The 20,786-nt window shown below is 51.0% G+C and carries 16 protein-coding genes; 11 read left to right on the top strand and 5 right to left on the bottom strand.

Annotated features, from left to right (window positions below; translation table 11 throughout):
• Positions 1 to 4 precede the first annotated feature (4 nt).
• From AB1757_07140 to miaB, 5 genes are all read right to left on the bottom strand, one after another.
• Positions 5 to 946 carry a response regulator gene (locus AB1757_07140; protein ID MEW6126797.1) on the bottom strand — a complete coding sequence of 314 codons (942 nt, stop codon included), beginning with the start codon at positions 944 to 946 and terminating at the stop codon, positions 5 to 7.
• Between the two features lie 20 nt (positions 947 to 966).
• Positions 967 to 1,719 (bottom strand): MBL fold metallo-hydrolase, encoded by a 753-nt coding sequence (locus AB1757_07135; GenBank protein MEW6126796.1) that lies wholly within the window; start codon positions 1,717 to 1,719, stop codon positions 967 to 969.
• 25 nt (positions 1,720 to 1,744) lie between these two features.
• Positions 1,745 to 2,110: a roadblock/LC7 domain-containing protein gene (locus AB1757_07130; GenBank protein ID MEW6126795.1), complete on the bottom strand. Its 366-nt coding sequence runs from the start codon at positions 2,108 to 2,110 to the stop codon at positions 1,745 to 1,747.
• A 66-nt stretch (positions 2,111 to 2,176) separates the two neighbouring features.
• The gene (locus tag AB1757_07125; protein ID MEW6126794.1) at positions 2,177 to 3,205 is read right to left on the bottom strand and encodes an ATP-binding protein; all 1,029 of its coding nucleotides are present in this window, start codon (positions 3,203 to 3,205) and stop codon (positions 2,177 to 2,179) included.
• A 507-nt stretch (positions 3,206 to 3,712) separates the two neighbouring features.
• Complete coding sequence (miaB, locus tag AB1757_07120) at positions 3,713 to 5,095, bottom strand: tRNA (N6-isopentenyl adenosine(37)-C2)-methylthiotransferase MiaB (protein ID MEW6126793.1); 1,383 nt, start codon at positions 5,093 to 5,095, stop codon at positions 3,713 to 3,715.
• Positions 5,096 to 5,458: 363 nt separating this feature from the next.
• Here miaB and AB1757_07115 point away from each other — a divergent pair, with 363 nt between their 5' ends.
• The 11 genes from AB1757_07115 (at position 5,459) to AB1757_07065 (ending at position 20,742) form a co-directional block, all read left to right on the top strand.
• Positions 5,459 to 8,689, top strand: a complete 3,231-nt coding sequence (locus AB1757_07115; GenBank protein ID MEW6126792.1) for a CHAT domain-containing tetratricopeptide repeat protein — start codon at positions 5,459 to 5,461, stop codon at positions 8,687 to 8,689.
• 41 nt (positions 8,690 to 8,730) lie between these two features.
• On the top strand, positions 8,731 to 9,240 hold the full coding sequence (locus AB1757_07110) for a hypothetical protein (GenBank protein MEW6126791.1): 510 nt from the start codon (positions 8,731 to 8,733) through the stop codon (positions 9,238 to 9,240).
• A 61-nt stretch (positions 9,241 to 9,301) separates the two neighbouring features.
• Positions 9,302 to 10,267 (top strand): hypothetical protein, encoded by a 966-nt coding sequence (locus tag AB1757_07105; protein MEW6126790.1) that lies wholly within the window; start codon positions 9,302 to 9,304, stop codon positions 10,265 to 10,267.
• A 174-nt stretch (positions 10,268 to 10,441) separates the two neighbouring features.
• A complete protein-coding gene (locus tag AB1757_07100) occupies positions 10,442 to 15,043 on the top strand; it encodes an SBBP repeat-containing protein (protein MEW6126789.1) in 4,602 nt (1,533 codons plus the stop codon).
• A 247-nt stretch (positions 15,044 to 15,290) separates the two neighbouring features.
• A complete protein-coding gene (locus AB1757_07095; protein MEW6126788.1) occupies positions 15,291 to 16,616 on the top strand; it encodes a hypothetical protein in 1,326 nt (441 codons plus the stop codon).
• A gap of 16 nt (positions 16,617 to 16,632) precedes the next feature.
• Positions 16,633 to 16,953 (top strand): hypothetical protein, encoded by a 321-nt coding sequence (locus tag AB1757_07090; GenBank protein ID MEW6126787.1) that lies wholly within the window; start codon positions 16,633 to 16,635, stop codon positions 16,951 to 16,953.
• The gene (locus tag AB1757_07085; protein ID MEW6126786.1) at positions 16,953 to 17,411 is read left to right on the top strand and encodes a type II toxin-antitoxin system VapC family toxin; all 459 of its coding nucleotides are present in this window, start codon (positions 16,953 to 16,955) and stop codon (positions 17,409 to 17,411) included. Before AB1757_07090 ends, AB1757_07085 begins: the two co-directional genes overlap by 1 nt.
• Positions 17,412 to 17,535: 124 nt before the next feature.
• Entirely contained in the window at positions 17,536 to 19,194 is a 1,659-nt protein-coding gene (locus tag AB1757_07080; GenBank protein MEW6126785.1) for an amidohydrolase, read from the top strand.
• 39 nt (positions 19,195 to 19,233) lie between these two features.
• Positions 19,234 to 19,485, top strand: a complete 252-nt coding sequence (locus AB1757_07075) for a ribbon-helix-helix protein, CopG family (GenBank protein MEW6126784.1) — start codon at positions 19,234 to 19,236, stop codon at positions 19,483 to 19,485.
• Positions 19,486 to 19,929 carry a type II toxin-antitoxin system VapC family toxin gene (locus AB1757_07070; GenBank protein MEW6126783.1) on the top strand — a complete coding sequence of 148 codons (444 nt, stop codon included), beginning with the start codon at positions 19,486 to 19,488 and terminating at the stop codon, positions 19,927 to 19,929. It abuts the gene before it with no gap.
• A gap of 99 nt (positions 19,930 to 20,028) precedes the next feature.
• Entirely contained in the window at positions 20,029 to 20,742 is a 714-nt protein-coding gene (locus AB1757_07065; GenBank protein ID MEW6126782.1) for a polysaccharide deacetylase family protein, read from the top strand.
• Positions 20,743 to 20,786: the final 44 nt, after the last annotated feature.

The following is a 20,786-nucleotide window of genomic DNA, read 5'->3' as shown; positions in this document are numbered from 1 at the left end:
TCCGTTATTTATGGACTTCTGCGGTTGGTTCCATCTCAGAAAGCGTGACGCCCATATCTTTCAAGCGCGCCAGATTGGCAGCCACTTTGCGGTCGCCCGGAGCGATGGCATCAGCTTGCAAAAATGCTTTTAAGGCGCGTTGGTAATCGCGTTCAATCATGGCGCTGATGGCTTCTTCCCAAATCGTATTAAATGCATTTTCAGTTGCCGAAGCGAGCGCCTCAGCAACATCATCGACTTGAGCGGTTGCTTCTTTGAGCAATTCCTGCTCATGCGCCGTTTCGTCATGAAGCCTTGCCGCGTCCATCAAAAGCCGCTGCCAATCGTCAAAAATCGTTCGCTCCAGCGAATGGCTTTGCAGACTGCGGCAATGTGCAGAATGATTCGGCGCAAACAGGATGCGGCGAAAGGCGTCAATGCCGCTGCCTTGCGCATCGCTGGCGCTCCAGATATTGCCTTTGACGATTTCAAGCGTTGCCAGACTGCCATCTGTCGCCCGCACTTCGATTAAAACCGAGTGTTGTCCCAGGCAGGCGAGTTGCAGATAGTCTGCAACTGAAAATGGCAAGGCGCCGGTTTCTTCAGCCGTGGCGTTCAATCGTCTGGTAACAATATCGCGGAGTTCTTCAAGCCCAACCGGTTTGCCGTGAACCTCAATTTCGGGAATTGTGGGAATCCGCTCGATCCAGGCATCAAGATAGGCGCTGATGAAGACCACAGGAATGCGCGACCCCTGGCGTTCGAGTTCACTGAGAATTTCGATGCCCGAACCATCCGGCAAATCGATATCCGAGAGAATCAACTGCGGCGGGCAGGCGGCAAGCTGACGTCTGGCTTCAGCGAGCGTCCCGGCTTCGGCAGTTTCGATGCCCGCAAGCTTCCTGATGCCGCGCGCCATCGACGAACGCAACACCGCTTCATCTTCAACAATCATGACCAGAGACATACCGGCGCACCTCCCGACGTTTACTCAAGCGCGTAATGGTCAGGCAGCAAATCAACGCCGCAAGCGAGTTGTTCGCACCAGCTAATGAAGCGATTGACCATCGCTTTTCCTTTGAAGAAAGCGCCGTGTTGCGGGGCGATGAGTTCGATATCGAGGGTTTTAACCGTCGCCGCCCAGGCTTTCATGGCGCGATTTGATGCCATATAGCGACGATGGAATCCTTCCATGTATTGCAAGTGCGCATCGAAATCGGGAACCTCTTGATAATCCATTCCCAGAGACGCGCCGAGGTCGCCGCTGTATAGAATTTTGGAAATCGGGTCATAGATTTGAAAATTGCCCGGCGAGTGCAGAAAATGCGCCGGAATCGCCTGTAAGCTGCAACCTTTCAAATGCAATTGCAATCCGGCATCGGGAATCGGTTTCAATCTTTCCATAACCAGCCGGTCTAAACCGAAATGCGGCACGAAACGCACCCACAACTGCGAGATATAAGCGGTTGCGTCTGTGGTCATCAACCAGCCATTGGCGGCAGCGATAATGTCCGGGTCTTGATGCGAAAAAAAGATGATTTCCAGTTGACCGCCTTTAAGCAGCGCAGTGGTTTCCGACAAGGCTTGGTTATAAACCTTATGCCCGCCGGGATCTAAAATCATTCCCGCGCCGTCGTGCATGATGACATGTTGATTGGCTTGCACCATCTCGCCGTGCCCAAAATCTTCGAGCAAAACATTCTGATGTTTTCCATCATTGTATAAATTTACCGTTGGCATATTGGTTATCCTCCGTTAGCGCCTGTTAGAGAATCTTCTTAATATTCTCAATCGCCCGGTTCATATCGAGAAAGATGAGACCCAGTTTGGCTTCGCGGGTGGTGAGAATTAACAGCAAGGTTCCCGGCGATGCATTGCCCAGCACGATATAACCGTCTTTGCCTCTTACGAGTACCTGTTCGAGATTGCCGCGTCCCAGTTCATGTACGGCGCGAGAGCCGAGACTTAAAATGGTTGCGCTCATTCCGGCGACCCGCACCTCTTCGATGTGCTGCGGCAAGGCGCTGGCGATGACCAGCCCGTCTTCGGAAATCACCGCAGCGGCTTCGATGTCGGGTGTTCCCGCCTGTAATGACCTGAGCACCCTGTTGAGTTCGTCAACTCTACTCATAGCAATTCATCCTCCTGATGCTTTGAAACTTTTCTGTCATAATTTTGCATTTAAAATCACGACGGCTTACCCTCTGGCAACCGGCAAGAAAACTTTAACGGTTGTGCCTGCTCCTTTCGTTGAACGAATTTCCAACTGACCGCCGGCGCTTTGAATGACCGCATCGCAAAGCGCCAGCCCCAGACCGCTGCCGTTTGGTTTGGTGGTAAAAAAGAGTTCGCGACAACGTTGCAGGACGGCTTCGGACATCCCGCAGCCGCTGTCGCTGACGGTAATCTCAAGCGTTGAGCGCATCGCGTGATAATGGGCATGAAGCGTAATTTGCGCCCCGATGCTACAAGCATAAATGGCATTGACGACCAGGTTGAAAACAATGGCGCGGATTGCCGAAGCGTCCAAACGCAAAAGCGGCATTGCCGGAACCACGCATTGCGAAACCAGGTGTTTCTGTTTCATCGGCGCTTCGAGAATTCTGAACGCCTCTTTAATGGCAAAATCAATGGCGCTGTTTTTGCGATTGCGCATCTTGTGGCTGACCAAGCCGATGCCTTCGAGGGTCAGCCGGATGCGTCGCACTTCACTTAAAACCGCGTGCAATTCGGTCTGCACGCTCAACTCGTTGACCTCTTCAATTAAAACTTCGACCGCTGTTGAAATGGCTGCCAGCGGGTTTTTTAATTCGTGCAGCACCGCTGGCAGAACTTCGCTGACGGCAGCCAGTTGCAGTAAACGGTCGCGCTCATCGCGTAACTTTTCGACCTCCGTGACATCTTGAAAAATGACGGCATAATGCATCCCTTCGCTGAGTGGTAATCCATCAATGATTGGCGCTACCCGAAATCCGATGAGGATGGAGGTGCCGTCGGGTCGGGTGTAGCGACAGCTTTGTGATTCGGTCGGGTCATTTTCCGAAGCCGCAATGAGTTGCATCACCTCCGGCAATACGTCTTTGATGGAAGGTAACTCAAGTTTGGTTGAACTGGCGAGAACCGCAAGTGACGGGTCATTGGCATAAACCACATTGCCATACATATCAGTCACCAAAACGGCTGCCGGAAGCGCTTCTAAAAGCTGCCTGAAGAATGATTGTTCCATTACCAATAGGCTATAAAAGCCGGTTCGTTCGCTTTGCGGCTCAACAATGAATCTCTATCCGGTCGGGTACATAAATCACCCGACGACCTTCGCCCCTCAAAAAACAGACAGATATTTAATGATGATTTCGAGACCTTGGAATGAGCCTGTAGGGGCACTCAATTTCAAATGATAGTGATACTGTGAAGCGACTTGATAATTGCAATCCTTGTGCCTGAAAAAAATGATGCCGTCAAAAATGCCGGAATGGCGACCAAAAATGCTTCAAAATATTTATCTTGCGTTCTGTGGTGACATACCGTCCCCCATTCGTGGTATGCATCAGGCTTGCTCAGCGGAGGATTTCAGATTGAATTTGACAATGGGTGGGAATTTTTCCCAAGCCGGATAGGAGTGATTGGGGAAAGTTTCATAGATAACGGGAAGGGAAGCGTTGTAACGCGGTTTTGTCGAGCAAGATTGAGGGGGCGAACCTTGCTCGACATTTTGATGACCCGGAAATTTTAACTAAGAAAGCATCGGCGATTGCAGAACCGGCAAACTGAGGGGGCGTCGCGCCTTGGATTGCAGTTGACCGGCTTCTCCCATTGGACGGCAATACAAACGATTGGGCGTGGCGTGAATCACCATCACCTGATGAATGCCAGGGTCAAGCATGCCTTCAATCATCGCCACATGATTGCCGCGCGTGTGCCCTTGCACGAAACCTTCCTCTTCGGCAGCGCCTTTGACCAGCACTTCAACTTCGCGCCCGACCCATTTTTGATTCTGCTTGAATGACAGCTCTTTTTGCAGTTCGACGAGTTTGCCGAGGCGCGCGGTCTTCACCGCTTTGGGAATATCGTCGAAATGTTTTTGCGCGGGGGTGCCTTCGCGTTCCGAATAGATGAACATATAAGCCGCATCGTATTCGACTTCTCGGTAAAGCGCGAGCGTGTCTTCAAAATCTTCGTCGGTTTCACCGGGAAAGCCTGCGATGAGGTCTGTGGTAATCGTCGCGTCGGGCAACAGTTCACGAATTTTGTGAACCCGTTCAAGGTAAAACTCCCGCGTGTATTCGCGCGCCATGCGTTTTAAAACGCGATTGGAACCCGATTGCACGGGCAGGTGAATATAACGACAAGCGGCAGGCGTATCGGCGATGGCTTCGATAATTTCATCATCGAAATTAATCGGATGCGACGTGACGAAGCGCACGCGCGGAATGCCGACGTGTCCGACCATTCTCAGCAGTTCGGCAAATGACGGAAAGCCTGCAAGCCGTTTGCGGCGTATGCCCGTGCCGATGTCCAGACCATAAGAATTGACGTTTTGCCCGAGCAAGGTGACTTCCGCGACGCCCGCATCTTTGAGCGAACGCGCTTCGTTTAAAATGTCTTCAACCGGACGCGAAACTTCATCGCCGCGTGTCGTCGGCACGATGCAATAGGTACAACGATGATTGCAGCCGCGCATAATCGTAAGATTCGCGGTGACTGCGCCGGTTGGCGGCGGCGGCGAATAAAACTGCAATTCACTTTTGAACTCGAAGGATTGGAATTTGCCGCGTTCGATGGCGGGAACGATTTCGGTAATCGCGCCGGGTCCAAGCATAATGTCAACGTTGAACTTTTTGCCCAGGCGCTGACCTTCCGGCAGTTGCGCAAGACAGCCCATCAGTCCGATGGTGAGATTTCCGCCGCGCAGATGTTTTTGTTTGCGCAGTTCGCCAAGCAGGGTTTGCGCTTTTTCAACCGGTTTGCCGCGCACCGCGCAGGTATTGACCAGGACTAAGTCGGCATCGCGAAAGTCTTCGACAAACGAATAACCGATACCGGCGAGTTCCGATTGAATCGCGTGGGTATCGTATTCATTCATCTGACAACCGAAGGTAACAATGTGCGCGCGCATAAATTTTTCCTACTCTCAGAATGTTCTGCTTCATTAGTCTTCAATAAAGACAGTTGAAGAATTTTGAATCTTAGCATCGCCCAAGGGCGACTTGCCAGCGTGTGGCGAGACGAATTCCGTTGAGTTGCCAGGTGGAAGTATGATAGATATGCGGCGTATTCAAACACAAAATCTGGCTGACCCAAACGATGACAGGTTAGAAAAACCTAAGACTGGGCGTCAGAATTCAATAAATCAAACTCAACGGACAAAGTTGCCGGATTTCATAACGCAATTATTTGCTGATGCAAATCATCAGCGTTCAAGTTGATCAATCTCACGTTTTGCAGCGCCTCGTCCGGCTCTGAAAATGACGGAGGATTCATGCGCGATCTTCAAAGGCAACCGGCTCAGTGGCTAAATCACCAATTCCCTCATCAGGTTTGGCAACGGGTTTTGATCTTTATCGGTTTTTTGCTTTGTCTATTCTGCGTTTCGGGTTACGGGCAACAACCCAATGAAAGCCGCTCTGACGCGCTGACGTATGGCAAACCCGTCGAGCGCCAACTTGCCGCTACGCAAGTCCATTCGTATTCCATTCCTGTACTTACTGGTCAGTACGTCCGAATTATCGTTGAACAACGCGGTATAGATGTAACGGTCGCGCTCTTTACTCCCAGTGGGGAAAGAGTAATTGAGACCGATGCCTCCAACCAGACACTGGGACGTGAAATGGTTTCGATGATTACCAAGGTTTCCGGTGAGTGCCGGTTGGTGATTCGCCCAAGTTCTCAAAATGCCTTGAGTGGAAAGTATCAGGCAAATATTGAGGAGTTGCACGAAGCAACCGAACGCGATCATTGGAAACTTGTAGCGCAGATGGCAGAGTTGGAAGGCAATCAATTACGCCGTAAAGGCGATGCGGAAGCATTACAAAGCGCCATAGAAAAATTTAAAATCGCAGCCACACTTTTCAAAGCAGCAAATGACCTCATAGGAGAAGCCTCTGCGCTTCAGCAGGTGGGATGGCTATATTCGGATTTAGGAAAAATGCAGACGGCACTGGATTATTATTTTCAAGCATTACAAATTTGCAAAGGGTTAAAACACCCCCTTGTACAAAGAGCGATTCTAGGGAGTTTGGGGGCAGCTTATGATGTGTTGGGCGAAAAACAGAAGGCTTTGGATTATTATGCCCAAGCCTTAGCGCTTTCTCAGACCACCAATGATCGCCGAGAAAAAGCCACCTACCTTACTAAAATTGGTGTCTTATACAACTCTTTAGGAGACAGTCGAAAGGCGCTCACCTACTATAATCAGGCGTTGCCAATTACACGTGCCATCGGTGATCGCGCTGGAGAGGCATTTACGCTGATTAGCATGGGGGTGCCTTACCTGACGTTGCGTGAACCACAAAAGGCTTTGAGTTGTTATGAGCAGGCGTTAGCGCTCAATCGCGAGTTGGGCAGTTCCAAAGGCGTTGCTTATGTTCTTCACAATATCGCCTGGGTTTATACCTATCAGGGTAAATCGCAAGAGGCTTTAGCCTACAACAAACAAGCGCTGGCATTAATGCACACTGCTGGAGATGTCGGGGGCGAAGCCTACATCCTTACGAACATCGGTTATATCTATGAATTACTCGGCGACAAAGAGCAGGCATTGGCTTTTTGCAATCAAGCATTATCGCTCAATCAAGCAGTTGGCGACGCTAAATCAGAAGCAAACACGCTGCTGCGTTTAGCCAATATTGAGCGTGGTAGCGGTAATTTTATGGAAGCCCGTGAGCTTATTGAAGCGGCGCTTGAGCGCACGGAATCTCTGCGCGTGAAGATTGGCATCCTTGAACTACGCGCCGCTTATTTTGGTGCAATGCGCGAGTATTTCGAGTTTTATATTGACCTGCTCATCCGGATGTACCAACAAGCTCCCTCAGCAGGTTATGAGGCGTTGGCTTTGCAAGTCAGCGAGCGGGCGCGGGCGCGCAGCCTGCTTGAACTCCTCAGCGAAGCCCGCGCCGATATTCGTCAAGGGGTTGATGCGAGGTTGCTTGAGCGTGAGCGATTTTTGCAACAGACCCTTACTGCCAAGACCGATAAACGGTTGCGATTGCTCAACGGCAACCACACACCAGAGCAACTTGCGAAGTTGAATGACGAACTTGAAACGCTGAATTCGGAATATCAGGAAGTCGAAGCGAAGATACGCGCGACGAGTCCACATTATGCGGCAATCACCCAAGCACAAACGCTTGGAGCTGCGGAAATTCAGCAGTTGCTTGATGCCGATACCCTGCTTTTGGAGTATGCGTTGGGCGACCAACAAAGTTTTGTGTGGACGGTGACGCCGGATGCGGTCAAGGTTTTCGCCTTGCCGAAACGCTCAGTGATTGAAGATACGGCGCGGCAGGTTTATCGGTTATTGACTGAACGGACGCGAAAGGTCGCCGGCGAAACGTCCGTACAAAAAGCGAAGCGCCTGACCAGAGCCGATGGCGATTATATGTTGGCGGCTGCGAAATTGAGCCGGTTGATTCTTGCGCCGGTCGCCTCTTTAATCGGCAATAAACGCCTGGTCATTGTCAGCGATGGCTTTTTGCAATATATCCCTTTTGCGGCTTTGCCTGCTCCGCGAGGCGATAGCCAATTGTCAGGAGGCGGTGACTGGCTGCCGGCAGTCCGTGCCCGAAAGAGCAAAAGCAAACCGGCTCTCAATAAATTGCAGATAATTAAGCATCCGGCTACCGGCTACCGACCGCTAATTATCGATCATGAAATTGTCAATTTGCCATCGGCTTCAACGCTCGCTTTGCTCAGGCAGGATAATGAAAAACGCCAAGCCCCGGTAAAAACCATTGCGGTTTTTGCCGACCCGGTGTTTGAAGCGACCGATGTGCGCATCACGCGACCCGCAAAATCAACGGTCAAGGCTGCGCCCGGTCAGGATGAGGAATCCGACAATGAAGAAAAGGCACATCAGGTCATAAAAGATTACCTGACGCGCACCAGAATGATTGAAGCCGGCGAACCGTTGGCGCGATTGCCGTTTTCGCGCAAAGAGGCGCTCGCCATTGCGCAACTGGTGCCGGAAACGGAGCGCAAAATCGCGCTTGATTTTGCGGTTAATTATCAAACGATCATGAGCGGCGAGTTAGGAAAATATCGGTTTGTGCATTTCGCTACGCACGGACTTTTAGACACCGAATACCCCGAACTTTCGGGCATTCTACTGTCGCTGGTTGATCCCGAAGGTCGCCCGCTTCCGAACGGCATTCTGAGACTCGGAGATATTTACAATCTGAAATTGCCTATCGAAATGGTTTCTCTGAGCGCCTGCGAAACGGCTCTGGGAAAGTTTGTAAGAGGTGAAGGGTTGATTGGACTGACGCGCGGGTTTATGTACGCCGGAGCGCCGCGTGTGCTGGCGAGTTTATGGAAAGTTGAAGAAGCCGCAACCGCAGAATTGATGCAGAAATTTTATGAAGGCATATTGGGCAGTGAACGCTTGCGCCCGGCGGCGGCGTTGCGACGCGCGCAACTGGCGATCAGGCAAAATTCGCAATATCGCGCCCCTTACTTCTGGAGCGCCTTTATTCTGCAAGGCGAATGGCTGTGAACTGATGATTGAACGGTGAACAGACAATTTGAAATCTCGCTATGGACATCCCCTTCCTCACTCAAGAATGGTTGATTGCCATTCGCCAGAAATTGATCCGGTTTTTTGCTGCCGAACGGTGTCCGGATGTTGAAAATGCAGTCGATGAAACCCTCTTTCGTCTGGTCAAAGCGATTGCCAAAGGAACGGTCATCAACGTCAAACCGGAAACCTATGTCTATGCCATTGCCTTTCGCGTTGCCAAAGAGAAAAAACGAGAATCCCGAAATCGCCAAGAAACGCCTTTCGATGAAACCACCCCTGACCCACCCATTCCCGATGACCCGCAAACCGAAGCGCGCCAGCTTTGCTTAGAGCATTGCCTGCAAAACCTCTCACAGTTTGAGCGCGCATTGATTATCCAATACTATGCAGGGATGAAACCGGGCGATGATTTGCGCAATCGAAAAATAATGGCAGACAGTTTGCGGATGCCGGTAAAAAAATTGACCAAAACAGCGATGCGTATCAGGCGAAAACTGGAAAGTTGTATCGCCGGTTGTCTTGAATAAACTGGCGGATGGCAGAGCAAATTTCTCAAATCATCATTAATCCTTTGGAAGGGCTAAGAGATTGAAAAAGCAATTGCCGGATCGGGATATCTTAATCAGCTATCTGCTCGACAAATTGTCGGAAGCGGAACGCGCGACGTTAGCTGAACGCTATTTTACTGATGATGATTTTTTCACCGAACTGCTCGATGTTGAAAACGAACTGTTTGATAAATATGTGCGCGGTGTTCTTGATGAAACAGACCGGCGGGCATTTGAGGATTATTTGAACCATTTGCCCGACGCCCAACCCAAACTGGCGGTCGCCCGCGCCTTGCTGCAATTTACTGACCAGCAGCGCGCGCTTGCCCGACAGTCCTTAACCGAAGATGCGCCGGTATCGGCTTCGCGGTGGCAACTATTTTTTAAGTCTGGGCGGCAAGCGCAAGTGGCAATATCATATCTTGCGCTTGCCGGTGCGGTTTTGCTGACCATCGGGTTGCTATCTCTGTTGATGCAAATCCGCGAGTTGCGCAGCGATAATCAGAGGTTGCGCACCGCGCTTTCACGCCTTGAAAAAGAAGTGGCAGAGCAACAAGACCGGAATTTACAAAGCTCTGAAAGGCTTGCGCGCCTCCAGCAACTGGAAGAACAACTCGGCATCGAACAAAAAATAAACGAAGAACAAGCGCAACGGTTTGCCCGCCTGCAACTGGCAACATCCGTGGTCGCGGCGTGGGTACTGACGCCGACATTGCGCTCTTCAAATCCACCAGACCAGGTACAATTGCCACGTAAGGCGAAATTTGTTTCAATCACCCTGCCTATTGAGGGTGAAGGAGCAATTGGAAACTATCGCGTCATCATTCAAACCACCGAAGGTGAACAACGGCGAGAATTGTCGGGGTTACGCGCGGGCAAAACCATTGCCTTCAAACTTGCCGCCGACTATTTCACCGCAACCACCTATAAAGTAACGCTCATTGGCAAGGACAAAACCTCAATGGAACTGGCGCGGGATTATTATTTCACCGTGAGCAAACGATAAACCCATTCGGCTCGCACCGAGGTTTACTTTCAGCCTCGCGCAAACTTCAGTCCCTGACTCCACATTGGTTTTCATCGCCTGACCATCCGCAAAAAATCTTCAAAGGGCGGAGCATTTTTCAACAACCTTCATTAAATAAATAAGCAATCGAATTCACCATTGACGGGAGGTCTCATGAAATCATTTTCAACTCGCTCTGTAGTATTGCCGTTGGCGGCGGCGGCATTGATTGTCACCCTGGGTTTGGTCAGGCAAAGCGCCTGGATGAAAAATTCACTTCGCCTTGATGCGCTTCAACCACCAGGCGACCTGAACCCTTCAACCGCAAAGCCTGTACAAGACTTCGGCAACCTGCCGCTTAGCTTTGAAGCCAATCACGGTCAAACCGATAAGCAGGTAAATTTTCTGGCTCGCGGCAATGGTTACGGATTGTTTCTTTGTCCGCAAGCGGCAGTGTTGAAATTTGCAGATGTCAAGCGCGCTTCCCCCCTCACGCCATTAGCAGTTGACCAATCGAATGACGCTGGCGCGGCAGTTTTGCGAATGACCCTCATCGGCGCGCGCCGCAACCCTCCGGCATCCGGCGAAACGCGACAGCCAGGCAAATCGAATTATTTGTTGGGCAAAACCCGACAAGCCTGGATTACCGATGTGCCTCACTATGCGCAGGTGCGTTACACCAGCATCTATCCCGGCATAGACCTGATTTATTACGGCAATCAACGACAATTGGAATACGATTTTATCGTGGCTCCCGGCGTGAATCCGCAGACCATTATGCTGGCTTTTGAAGGCGCAAATGAAATCGGCATCAATGCGCAGGGCGAGTTGACCATGAAGGTGAGCGGTAGAGCCTTGCGACAACCCAAACCCTTCATCTATCAGGAAGTAGATGGAATGAAGCGCGAGATTGCCGGCGGGTTTGTTTTAATGGCTGAAAACCGCGTTGGTTTTCAAGTTGGTGATTATGACCATTCGCAACCCTTGATTATCGACCCCACTCTGGTCTATTCAACTTTTTTAGGCGGCAACGGAGAAGAGATTGGTAACGGCATCACCGTGGATGCATCCGGCAGCGCTTATGTCACCGGCAGAACCGCGTCGCTGAATTTCCCCATCACATCCGGCGCGTTACAGACAGGTTCTGGCGGCGCTCCTTTTGATGCGTTCGTAACTAAGTTGAGTCCCGCCGGTGATACACTGATTTATTCCACTTATCTCGGCGGCAACAATTTCGATGAAGGCATGGATATCGCTGTCGATGCAACCGGTCAAGCTTACGTCACCGGCAACACCAAATCCACCAATTTTCCGACCACCACAGGGGTTCTTCAAACGGTCTTCAACGGCGGCGCAAATTTTGGTGACGGGTTTGTGGCGAAACTCAATTCCACAGGTAATGCGCTCGTTTATGCGACCTATCTCGGCGGCGCCAATGATGACCGGGCTTGGGCAGTTGCGCTTGATTCCTCCGGCAATGCCTATTTGACGGGCGAAACGCGGTCAAGCAATTTTCCTTTAGTCAATCAATTGCAAAACTATCCGGGTGATTTCAACAACAATGGTTTTGTCACCAAACTCAACCCAAACGGTTCGGCGCTCGCTTACTCAACTTATCTGGGAGGCAACAGCTATGATCAGGGCACGGACTTGGTCGTTGACCTATCCGGCAAAGTTTATGTCACAGGGATGACGCAATCGACTACCTTCCCAACCCTCAACGCTTTTCAAGCGAGTCTTGGCAGCGCCTTTCTCGATGCTTTTGTTACGAAGTTGGATACGAATTTGTCGGGCGCATCGTCGCTCATCTACTCGACCTATCTTGGCGGCAATCTGGAAGAGCAAGGTTCGGGCATCGCAGTCAATGCATCCGGCAATGCCTTAGTAACCGGACAAACTGCTTCCGCCAATTTCGTCACCACTGCGGGAGCCTTGCAAACCGTTTATGGCGGCGGTTTTTATGATGGCTTCGTCACCATGATGAGCGCGAGCGGCAACGCGCTCGTCTATTCGACCTATCTTGGCGGCAACGCTCAGGACGAAGGAGAGGACATCGCGCTTGACGCCAGCGACAATGCCTATATCGTTGGCTTTACACATTCGTCTGATTTTCCGACGGTATTGCCGTTTCAAGCAGCCAATGGCGGTGCCCCTGATGCGTTTATCAGTAAATTGAATCCGTCCGGGTCGGCTCTGGTCTATTCGAGTTTTCTGGGTGGCAGTTCAACCGAAGTCGGGCAAGGCATTGCGCTTGATAATACGAACAGCGTTTACCTCACCGGCTATACGCTGTCTGGTAATTACCCTACGGTTAATCCCGTGCAAGCGGCGCGCGGTGGATCGATTGATGCTTTCGTTGCGAAAGTTGCCGAGGTCTTATGCCCGGCGAATCTTTCCATTGCCGGTAGCGTGCCCGATTTTTGTGAAGATCAATCGCAATTCATCAACTTGACAGTTACCGGCGATAATCTGTCCGATGCCACTTTCAACTGGTCACTCAGTGGCACAACGCCGAGTCCCAGTTTAGGCACAAACGCCAATTTGAGCATAACGCTTATGGGACTGGCTGCCGGTAATTACACCATCACCGGAACTGTAAATAAATCGGGTTGTTCGCTAGCCTCGGTGTCGCAGAATTTTACCGTACAAGCTGCGGTCGCGCTTCCCAATGCCGGACCCGACCAGGTCTTTTGCGAGGCGACTTCAACAACGCTGGCTGCCACACCGCCAACCGTAGGCACAGGGATGTGGACGGTGGTTGATGGTCCAGGCATCATCGCCGACCCCTTCAATCCCAACACCCTGGTTACTAATCTCAGTTATAGCAGCAATGCGTTTCGCTGGACGGTCACTAATGGATTGTGTTCAAACAGCGACATCGTCGCTATCATTCGCCATCAAACGCCGACAACCGCAGACGCTGGTCTCGACCAGAGTTTTTGCGAAACCTCGACGGCAACGCTGACCGGCAATACGCCAACCGCAGGTGTGGGTGAATGGGGATTGGTCAGTGGCTCGGCGACCATAACCGACCCCAGCAGTCCGGCGACAACCGTGACTGGGCTAGGCTATGGCGCAAATCTTTTCCAGTGGCGCATCAGCAACGGCTCGTGCGGCGTCTCGATTGATTATGTGTTAATCACGCGCTATCAAACGCCAACAACGGCAAATGCCGGCGCAGACCAAATTGCTTGTGAAGCGCCGGGAGCGACCATGGCGGCTAATGCGGCAATCGTTGGCACTGGGACGTGGACACTGGTGAGCGGTTCGGGAACCATTGACGAACCGCACAATCCGACAACCGTGATGAGTAATCTCGGTTACGGCGACAATGTATTTCGCTGGACGATTGCCAATGGCGATTGCGGCTCATCAAGCGACGAAGTCATTATCACAAGAAATCGCGCGCCTTCGATAAGCGGTCAACCGGTTTCATTAACCAATGTGTGTTCCGGCACATCCGTCAATTTCTCGGTTACTGCATCAGGAACAGGTTTGACCTATCAGTGGCGAAAAAATGGCTTGAATCTTACCGATGGAAGCAACCTCTCCGGTGTGACGACAGCTACGCTCACATTGAGCGCGATTTCAAATGGCAACGCAGGTGCTTATGATGTTGTAGTCACCGGTGCATGTTCGCCACCGGTGACTTCCAACATAGCGACGCTGTCGCTGGATACAACGCTGCCAATAATGACTTGCCCGATGAACATAACGAAGACAACCGATGTCGGACAGTGCTCGGCGGTGACGACTTATGCGCTTCCTGCGGTTTCGGATAATTGTTCAGACCTTGGCGCGCCGATATGTATTCCCCCTTCCGGTTCGGCATTTCCCAAAGGCACGACAACGGTCACTTGTAGCGTAACCGATTCAGCAGGCAACACCGCAATGTGCAGCTTTAGCGTGATCGTAATAGACACCCAGCCACCGTCCATAAACTGCCCGGCGAACATCACCGCCAGCGCCGCCATCAATCAGCGTTCGACGGTTGTGAACTATGCCCTGCCGAATGTAACCGACAATTGTGCAGTCGCATCAGTTGTTTGTTCGCCGCCTTCCGGGGCTACTTTTTCATTGGGTGTAACAACGGTTGCCTGTGTTGCAACTGATGGAACAGGCAATCAAGCCAATTGCGCTTTTGCGGTCGCGGTTTCAGGAATGCTGCTCGCTGATGCCGACAGCTTTTTAAGAAACGGTTCGGATAATACCAATGAAGGAGCCAATGAAAGATTACGTATTCAAAGTTCGGGCAATAACCGCGCCGTGGTGCGATTTGACCTGTCCGACATTCCAACAACTGGGTTACAGTCTGCCACTTTGGTATTGAACATCGCTGAGAATTCCGACAACTGGGGCGCGAATGGACGGTTGGTAGATGCGCATCGCTTGCTGGTCGAATGGGCGGAAGGCAACGGGCGCAACGATGTGATGGCAGGCGGCGGCACAAGCGTTCGCGGAAGCGGTGAAGGCGTGACCTGGAATTGCGCCGAAGATACAGACATTCATAATCACAATGATGACTGTGCCTCGCCTTGGAACGGTGGAACCTATGCGCCTGCAACTGCCTCAGCCAACCTCCATATAAATAACCAGACGGGCGAGGTGACTTGGAATGTAACTGCCGATATTCTCGCCGGAGCCGGTAATGGATGGCTCATCAAAAAGCAGGTCGAATCGCAGAATGGTCAGGTGCGATATTACTCGCGCGAAGGCGCGGCTTTAACCGGAAATTCAACGCTGGCTCCTCGCCTTATACTCGTCTATATGCCCTGAACTCGCGAAGCGCAGATATGCTTGTTCGCATCAGATTGCTGGCGATAAACAAGCATATCTGCGCTTCGCAGAATCTCATAGCGACCTCGGTTATTGACCTGCCGGTTCTGTCTGCAAATGTGCAACCCAGGTTCTCATTGCGATGAAACTTCCCTGCGCGGTTTCTTTCCACTTCCGAAAAATTGACAAAGCCATTGGGTGAAGGGACAATTCAATCGCCAGCGATTATTTAACCGAAAGGTCATTAATGAAAAGATTATTTACTGCAAGCGTTGCCGTGCTTATCGCGTTTGCGTTAACCGCAGGCTCGATGGTCGCGGCGTGGCAAGGCGCGGCGGCAATTAAAAAACCGACGGAAAATCACCTCGAAGCTACCAGAGAGATTCTCGATTCCGTAAGCCGTCTTCGCGAACTCGCCGTCAAACAGCCCGTTAAAAGCGGCGCGAAATCCCGCGAACAGATTAAAGAATCGGTGATTCGCGATTTGGATGAAAGCAACACCCCCGAAGAGATTGAAGGCTCCGCGAAAACCTTGAAAAAACTCGGACTCATCCCCAAAGATTTCCAATTGCGCGATTACCTGGTGGCGTTGCTTGCCGAACAGGTCGCTGGTTATTACGACCCGAAAACCCAATATTTTTATCTGGCTTCGTGGATTCCGCTTGGCGAACAAAAGACCGTCATCGCTCATGAACTCTGTCACGCCTTGCAAGACCAGCATTTCGATTTGCGCCGTTTTGAAAAATGGCCACAAGGCGACAGCGATGCCGAAACCGCGGCGCATGCGCTTGCCGAAGGCGAAGCGACGATTGTCATGTATCAATATGAATTCGGCGAAAAAGGCATTCCGTTTGACGTGACGAAACTGCCGCCGCTTACCGATTTGCTGCTTACGGAAGGCAGCGACAACGACGATAAAAAATTCCCGGTGCTTGGCAATGCGCCCAATGTCTTGAAAGAGGGTTTGCAGTTTCCCTACTTTTACGGCGCGGGATTTGTACAGGCGATGCTCAAGCGCGGCTCATGGCAAAAACTCAATGATGCCTATCGCAGCTTGCCCGCTTCGACCGAGCAAATCATGCATCCCGATAAATTCGTCTTGAATGAAAAGCCCGTGAAGATTGCGCTCGCGGATTTGACCGCGACGCTTGGCGCAAACTGGAAACAGGTGGATACGGATGTCAACGGCGAATTCGGCTATCGCTTGATTCTGATTGAATATTTGAACAAGCGCACCGCCAGCACCGCCGCGCAAGGCTGGGGCGGCGACAAGTATGCGACCTATGAAAACAAACAGACCGGCGAAACCGTGATTGCCGGTTACACCGCCTGGGACAGCGTCGGCGACGCGCAGGAATTTTTTCAGGCTTACCTGGAACGCACCGAACGCCGTTATAACGCCAAGCCGGTTGCCGGTGATGCTGCGCAACTGCGCATTTTTGAAACCCGTGAAGGGCTGGTGAGCATCGAATTGCGCGACCAGGATGTCATCATCATCGAAGGCGCAAAAAACCGCGACCAGTTGAAAGTTTTGTCACAACAACTTTTGAAGAGCAAAAAAACGATGGGATGAGTATGGAGGTGAACCAATGGAAGTGACTTTGCAAAAATTCAAAAGCAACATAGACCATTACTTGAACGAAGTCCAAAAAGGCAAAGAGGTCATCATTCGCCATCGTAAAAAAGCAGTCGCAAGACTTGCGCCGCCAGAAATCATCCAACCCGAAGAAATGGGGGGAGAGAGCGAAGCTGAGTTGCGAGAGCTTGAAGCCGGAGGATTGATCAGATTGCCTGAAAGAGAGATGGATGAAAAATTTTGGGATGACTTCTTTGCTTTGCCTGCTCCGAATATTTCTCTTGAACGCGCGATTACCGCCGTCGTCGCTGACCGTCAGGAAAATCGCTACTGATGAGTAAAGATAAAATGCAGACGAATCTCGCAGCCTTTTGGGATACCAGCGCGATAGTTGCGTTGTGCGCCTATCAGCCCACAACGCTTGCGGCTCATCACTTTGCGAGGATGTACCCGAAGATGCGCGCCTGGTGGGGAGCCACAGTCGAAGCGCGCAGCGCCTTTGCCCGTTTATGGCAAGAAAAAGAATTAACTGACCGGGAGTTGCACTATGCGTTGAATCAACTTAAAACCTTGCGACAATCTTGGGCGGAAATTGCCCCTGGCGAGAGGCTTCGTGAGATTGCAGAAACCTTGCCGGATAAATATGGGTTGCGGGCGATGGATGCTTTTCAACTTGCCGCTGCATTGGTTTGGTGTAAAGAAAAACCGCGCAAACGACCATTTATCTGTTTTGATATTCGTCTGGCAGAAGCCGCCGAGAAAGCCGGATTCACAGTCTATCCTGAACCTTGAGAAGTAGCGCAAAATTAAACACAAAACAAAAACGATGAACAAAATTCAAGCATCGCTCATCACCCTTTTGATAACTCTTCTACTTGCTGCAAACCATTTCTCCATGCGCCGCGCAGAGTTTTTTTTGAATAGCGAAACGGGCGCAACTGACAAAACCAAGATGAACGAAGAAACCTTTTCGCATAATGTCGCCGCCGATTTGATTTTGCTCAACGGGCGCATCTGGACGGGCAATCAAAAACAGGTCTGGGCTGAAGCCGTTGCCGCGCGCGGCGAACGCCTCATATTTATCGGCTCCAGCCGGGATGCTAAAAAATTAGCATCGGCGCAAACTCGCGTCATTGACCTGCAAGGCAAACTCGCGCTTCCCGGATTTATAGACGACCACACCCACTTTATCGAAGGCGGATTTCATCTGCTCTCAGTGGATTTGCGCGACGCCGCGACGCCGCAGGAATTTGCCGAGCGCATTAAGAAACAAGTGGCAAACCTGGCGAAAGGGCGTTGGATTCGCGGCGGCGATTGGGATCACGAACGCTGGGGCGGCGAATTGCCGAAAAAAGATTGGATTGATGCATTCACCGCTGATAACCCGGTGTTCATCACGCGCCTCGATGGGCACATGGGACTCGCGAACAGCGCCGCCTTGAAACTCGCGGGCATTACCAAAGATACCCGGTCGCCGGCGGGCGGAACCATCGTTAAAGACGCCAACGGCGAACCCACAGGTGTGCTGAAAGATGATGCGATGTCATTGGTCTTTCGCATCATTCCCGATGAAACCGATGCCGAATACGAAGAGGCTTTGCAGGCGGCGCTCAACTACGCCGCAAGCGTCGGCATCACCTCGATTCAAGACATCACCGGCTGGCGCGATTATGAAATCTATAAAAAATTCAAAGCCGCCAATCGCTTGACGGTGCGCGTCTATGCGCGAACGCCGATGAGTTCCTGGCAAAAACAAGCTGAAATTATTAAAACGCAGGGCGCGGGCGATCACTGGTTGCGGCTCGGCGGACTCAAAGCTTTTATGGACGGGTCGCTCGGTTCAACGACGGCTTTATTTTTTGAACCGTTCAATGATGCGCCGCATACCGCGGGACTTTCGGTTGATGACAATATTCCCGAAGGCAAGTTGAAAGAGGCGATGAAGCAAGCCGATAAAGCGGGTTTGCAATGTTCGATTCATGCTATTGGCGACAAAGCGAATAATCTGCTCTTGAACTATTTTGAAGCGATTGAAAAAGAGAACGGCAAACGCGACCGCCGCTTTCGCATTGAACATGCGCAACACTTGCTGGCAAGCGACATCCCGCGCTTTGCCAAACTCGGGGTCATCGCTTCGATGCAGCCCTATCACGCGGCAGATGATGGACGCTGGGCGGAAAAACGCATCGGACGCGAGCGCATTAAAACGACCTACGCCTTTCGTTCACTCATTGATGCCGGAGCGGTGTTGAGTTTCGGTTCGGATTGGTTTGTTGCGCCGCTCGCGCCAATTTTAGGCATTCACGCGGCGGTCACCCGACAAACCATCGACGGCAAAAATCCCAATGGCTGGGTTCCCGAACAGAAGATTACGGTTGCAGAAGCGATTCGCGCTTATACGACGGCGTGCGCTTACGGAGAATTTGCCGAACGCGAAAAGGGAACTTTGGAAGTCGGCAAACTCGCTGACCTCGTGGTGCTCTCGCAAGACCTTTTTAAAATTAATCCCAGTGACATTGAAAAAACCAAAGTGGTCTACACCATCGTCGGCGGTCGCATCGCGCGCAAGCCATAGTATAATGATTGGCGAATTCAAATGCGTGAGGTATAACGAATGGGCGCAAGCATAGAGATTGAGCCGGAACTCATCGAAAAACTTTCCGAGAAAGCCAAAGCGCACGGACAAACGGTGAATGAACTTTTGCGTGAGTTGCTTGACGCCGTAGAGCCTTTGCCAACGCCAGCGGGGTTTTCTTCTCTGGAAGAACTTGAAGCCGATTTGGATGCGCTGGCTGAGGGAACAGAACATCTGCCTCCGCTACCGGAAAACTTTTCGCGTGAAGACATCTACTTCGACCACGATTAAATGGACTATCTTTGCGATACCAATATTTTTCTGAGGCTGGCATTAAGGAATGATCCTGATCGAAGTCTCGTTTTTGACGCCTTACAGAAATTGATTTTGCGAAGCGACCGTCTCTTCTACACCTCACAGATTCTCGGTGAATTCTGGAATGTTTGTACGCGCCCGACCTCTGCGCGAAGTGGTTTGGGACTTTCTATAGAACAGACGGAACGCAAAGTGCGGCTCATTGAAAGGCACTTTCGTTTGCTTCCCGATAGTGTAGCAGTTCATCAGGAATGGCGACGGATCATACCTGCTTATGGGGTGAGCGGGGTTCAAGTGCATGATGCGCGGCTTGTCGCGGCAATGCAGGTACACGGATTACAAAATATCATCACCCTGAATCTGAAAGATTTTGCACGGTATTCAGGTATCAACGCGATTCATCCTAAAGACGTGAAATAAGATTTGCTATCGTTGGCGGTCGCATCATGCGCGAAGCATCAGTCAACCACATGAGTTAAAACGAGCCAACCGAATCGCGATTCCTGCATCTATTGGCATATGCGAAAAATTAAATGCCTGGGGATTGTCTTAATCATTTTTATCATCGGTTTTTATGCCTTCTGGCAGGTGAGCAAAGCGCGGACGTTTCAATTGATGGGCGAAATCGTGCCGCGAGTCGAGACGAATGAAAAAGTTGTGGCGCTCACCTTTGATGATGGACCGACACCGGAATACACCGATGAAATCTTGCAGATTCTCAAGGAAAATGAGGTCAAAGCCACCTTCTTTTTAATTGGCGCGGATATTGAAAAATATCCTGAATCGGCAAAACAAATTGTCGCTGCCGGACACGAAATCGGCAATCATTCCTATTCACACGAGCGCATGTTTTTCAAAACCCCGTCGTTTATTCAACGTGAAATCGATGACACCGATAAACTGATTCGCGAATCCGGTTACGCCGGCGACATTCATTTTCGCTCGCCATATGGCAAAAAATTTTTGCTTTTGCCTTACTATCTTTCCAGGCGTCACAAGAAAAATATTATGTGGGATGTCGAGCCGAACACCTTTCCCGAAATCGACAAAGATGCCGAAAAAACCGTCGAATATACGATTGCCAATACCAAGCCCGGTTCGATTATTTTGCTGCACGTGATGTACGAGGGGCGCGAAGCCTCGATGAAAGCGGTGCCGGGAATTATTCAAGGTCTAAAAGCGCAGGGCTTCACCTTTAAAACCGTGTCGGAGTTACTGGCATTAAAGGATTGATCCTGCGGGTGAACTTTCTGGCAATTACGACAAAATGAAAAACC

Source organism: Acidobacteriota bacterium (assembly GCA_040754075.1).
Lineage (GTDB): Bacteria > Acidobacteriota > Blastocatellia > UBA7656 > UBA7656 > JBFMDH01.
Note: the sequence above shows the minus strand (reverse complement) of the source record. Positions and strands in the feature narration are given on the sequence as shown.

What these genes read in the sequence shown, in the direction of transcription:
- AB1757_07140 (MEW6126797.1), bottom strand. Translation starts at nt 946, where the DNA reads ATGTCTCTGGTCATGATTGTTGAAGATGAAGCGGTGTTGCGTTCGTCG.
- AB1757_07135 (MEW6126796.1), bottom strand. Translation starts at nt 1,719, where the DNA reads ATGCCAACGGTAAATTTATACAATGATGGAAAACATCAGAATGTTTTG.
- AB1757_07130 (MEW6126795.1), bottom strand. Translation starts at nt 2,110, where the DNA reads ATGAGTAGAGTTGACGAACTCAACAGGGTGCTCAGGTCATTACAGGCG.
- AB1757_07125 (MEW6126794.1), bottom strand. Translation starts at nt 3,205, where the DNA reads ATGGAACAATCATTCTTCAGGCAGCTTTTAGAAGCGCTTCCGGCAGCC.
- miaB (MEW6126793.1), bottom strand. Translation starts at nt 5,095, where the DNA reads ATGCGCGCGCACATTGTTACCTTCGGTTGTCAGATGAATGAATACGAT.
- AB1757_07115 (MEW6126792.1), top strand. Translation starts at nt 5,459, where the DNA reads ATGCGCGATCTTCAAAGGCAACCGGCTCAGTGGCTAAATCACCAATTC.
- AB1757_07110 (MEW6126791.1), top strand. Translation starts at nt 8,731, where the DNA reads ATGGACATCCCCTTCCTCACTCAAGAATGGTTGATTGCCATTCGCCAG.
- AB1757_07100 (MEW6126789.1), top strand. Translation starts at nt 10,442, where the DNA reads ATGAAATCATTTTCAACTCGCTCTGTAGTATTGCCGTTGGCGGCGGCG.
- AB1757_07095 (MEW6126788.1), top strand. Translation starts at nt 15,291, where the DNA reads ATGAAAAGATTATTTACTGCAAGCGTTGCCGTGCTTATCGCGTTTGCG.
- AB1757_07090 (MEW6126787.1), top strand. Translation starts at nt 16,633, where the DNA reads ATGGAAGTGACTTTGCAAAAATTCAAAAGCAACATAGACCATTACTTG.
- AB1757_07085 (MEW6126786.1), top strand. Translation starts at nt 16,953, where the DNA reads ATGAGTAAAGATAAAATGCAGACGAATCTCGCAGCCTTTTGGGATACC.
- AB1757_07075 (MEW6126784.1), top strand. Translation starts at nt 19,234, where the DNA reads ATGGGCGCAAGCATAGAGATTGAGCCGGAACTCATCGAAAAACTTTCC.
- AB1757_07070 (MEW6126783.1), top strand. Translation starts at nt 19,486, where the DNA reads ATGGACTATCTTTGCGATACCAATATTTTTCTGAGGCTGGCATTAAGG.
- AB1757_07065 (MEW6126782.1), top strand. Translation starts at nt 20,029, where the DNA reads ATGCGAAAAATTAAATGCCTGGGGATTGTCTTAATCATTTTTATCATC.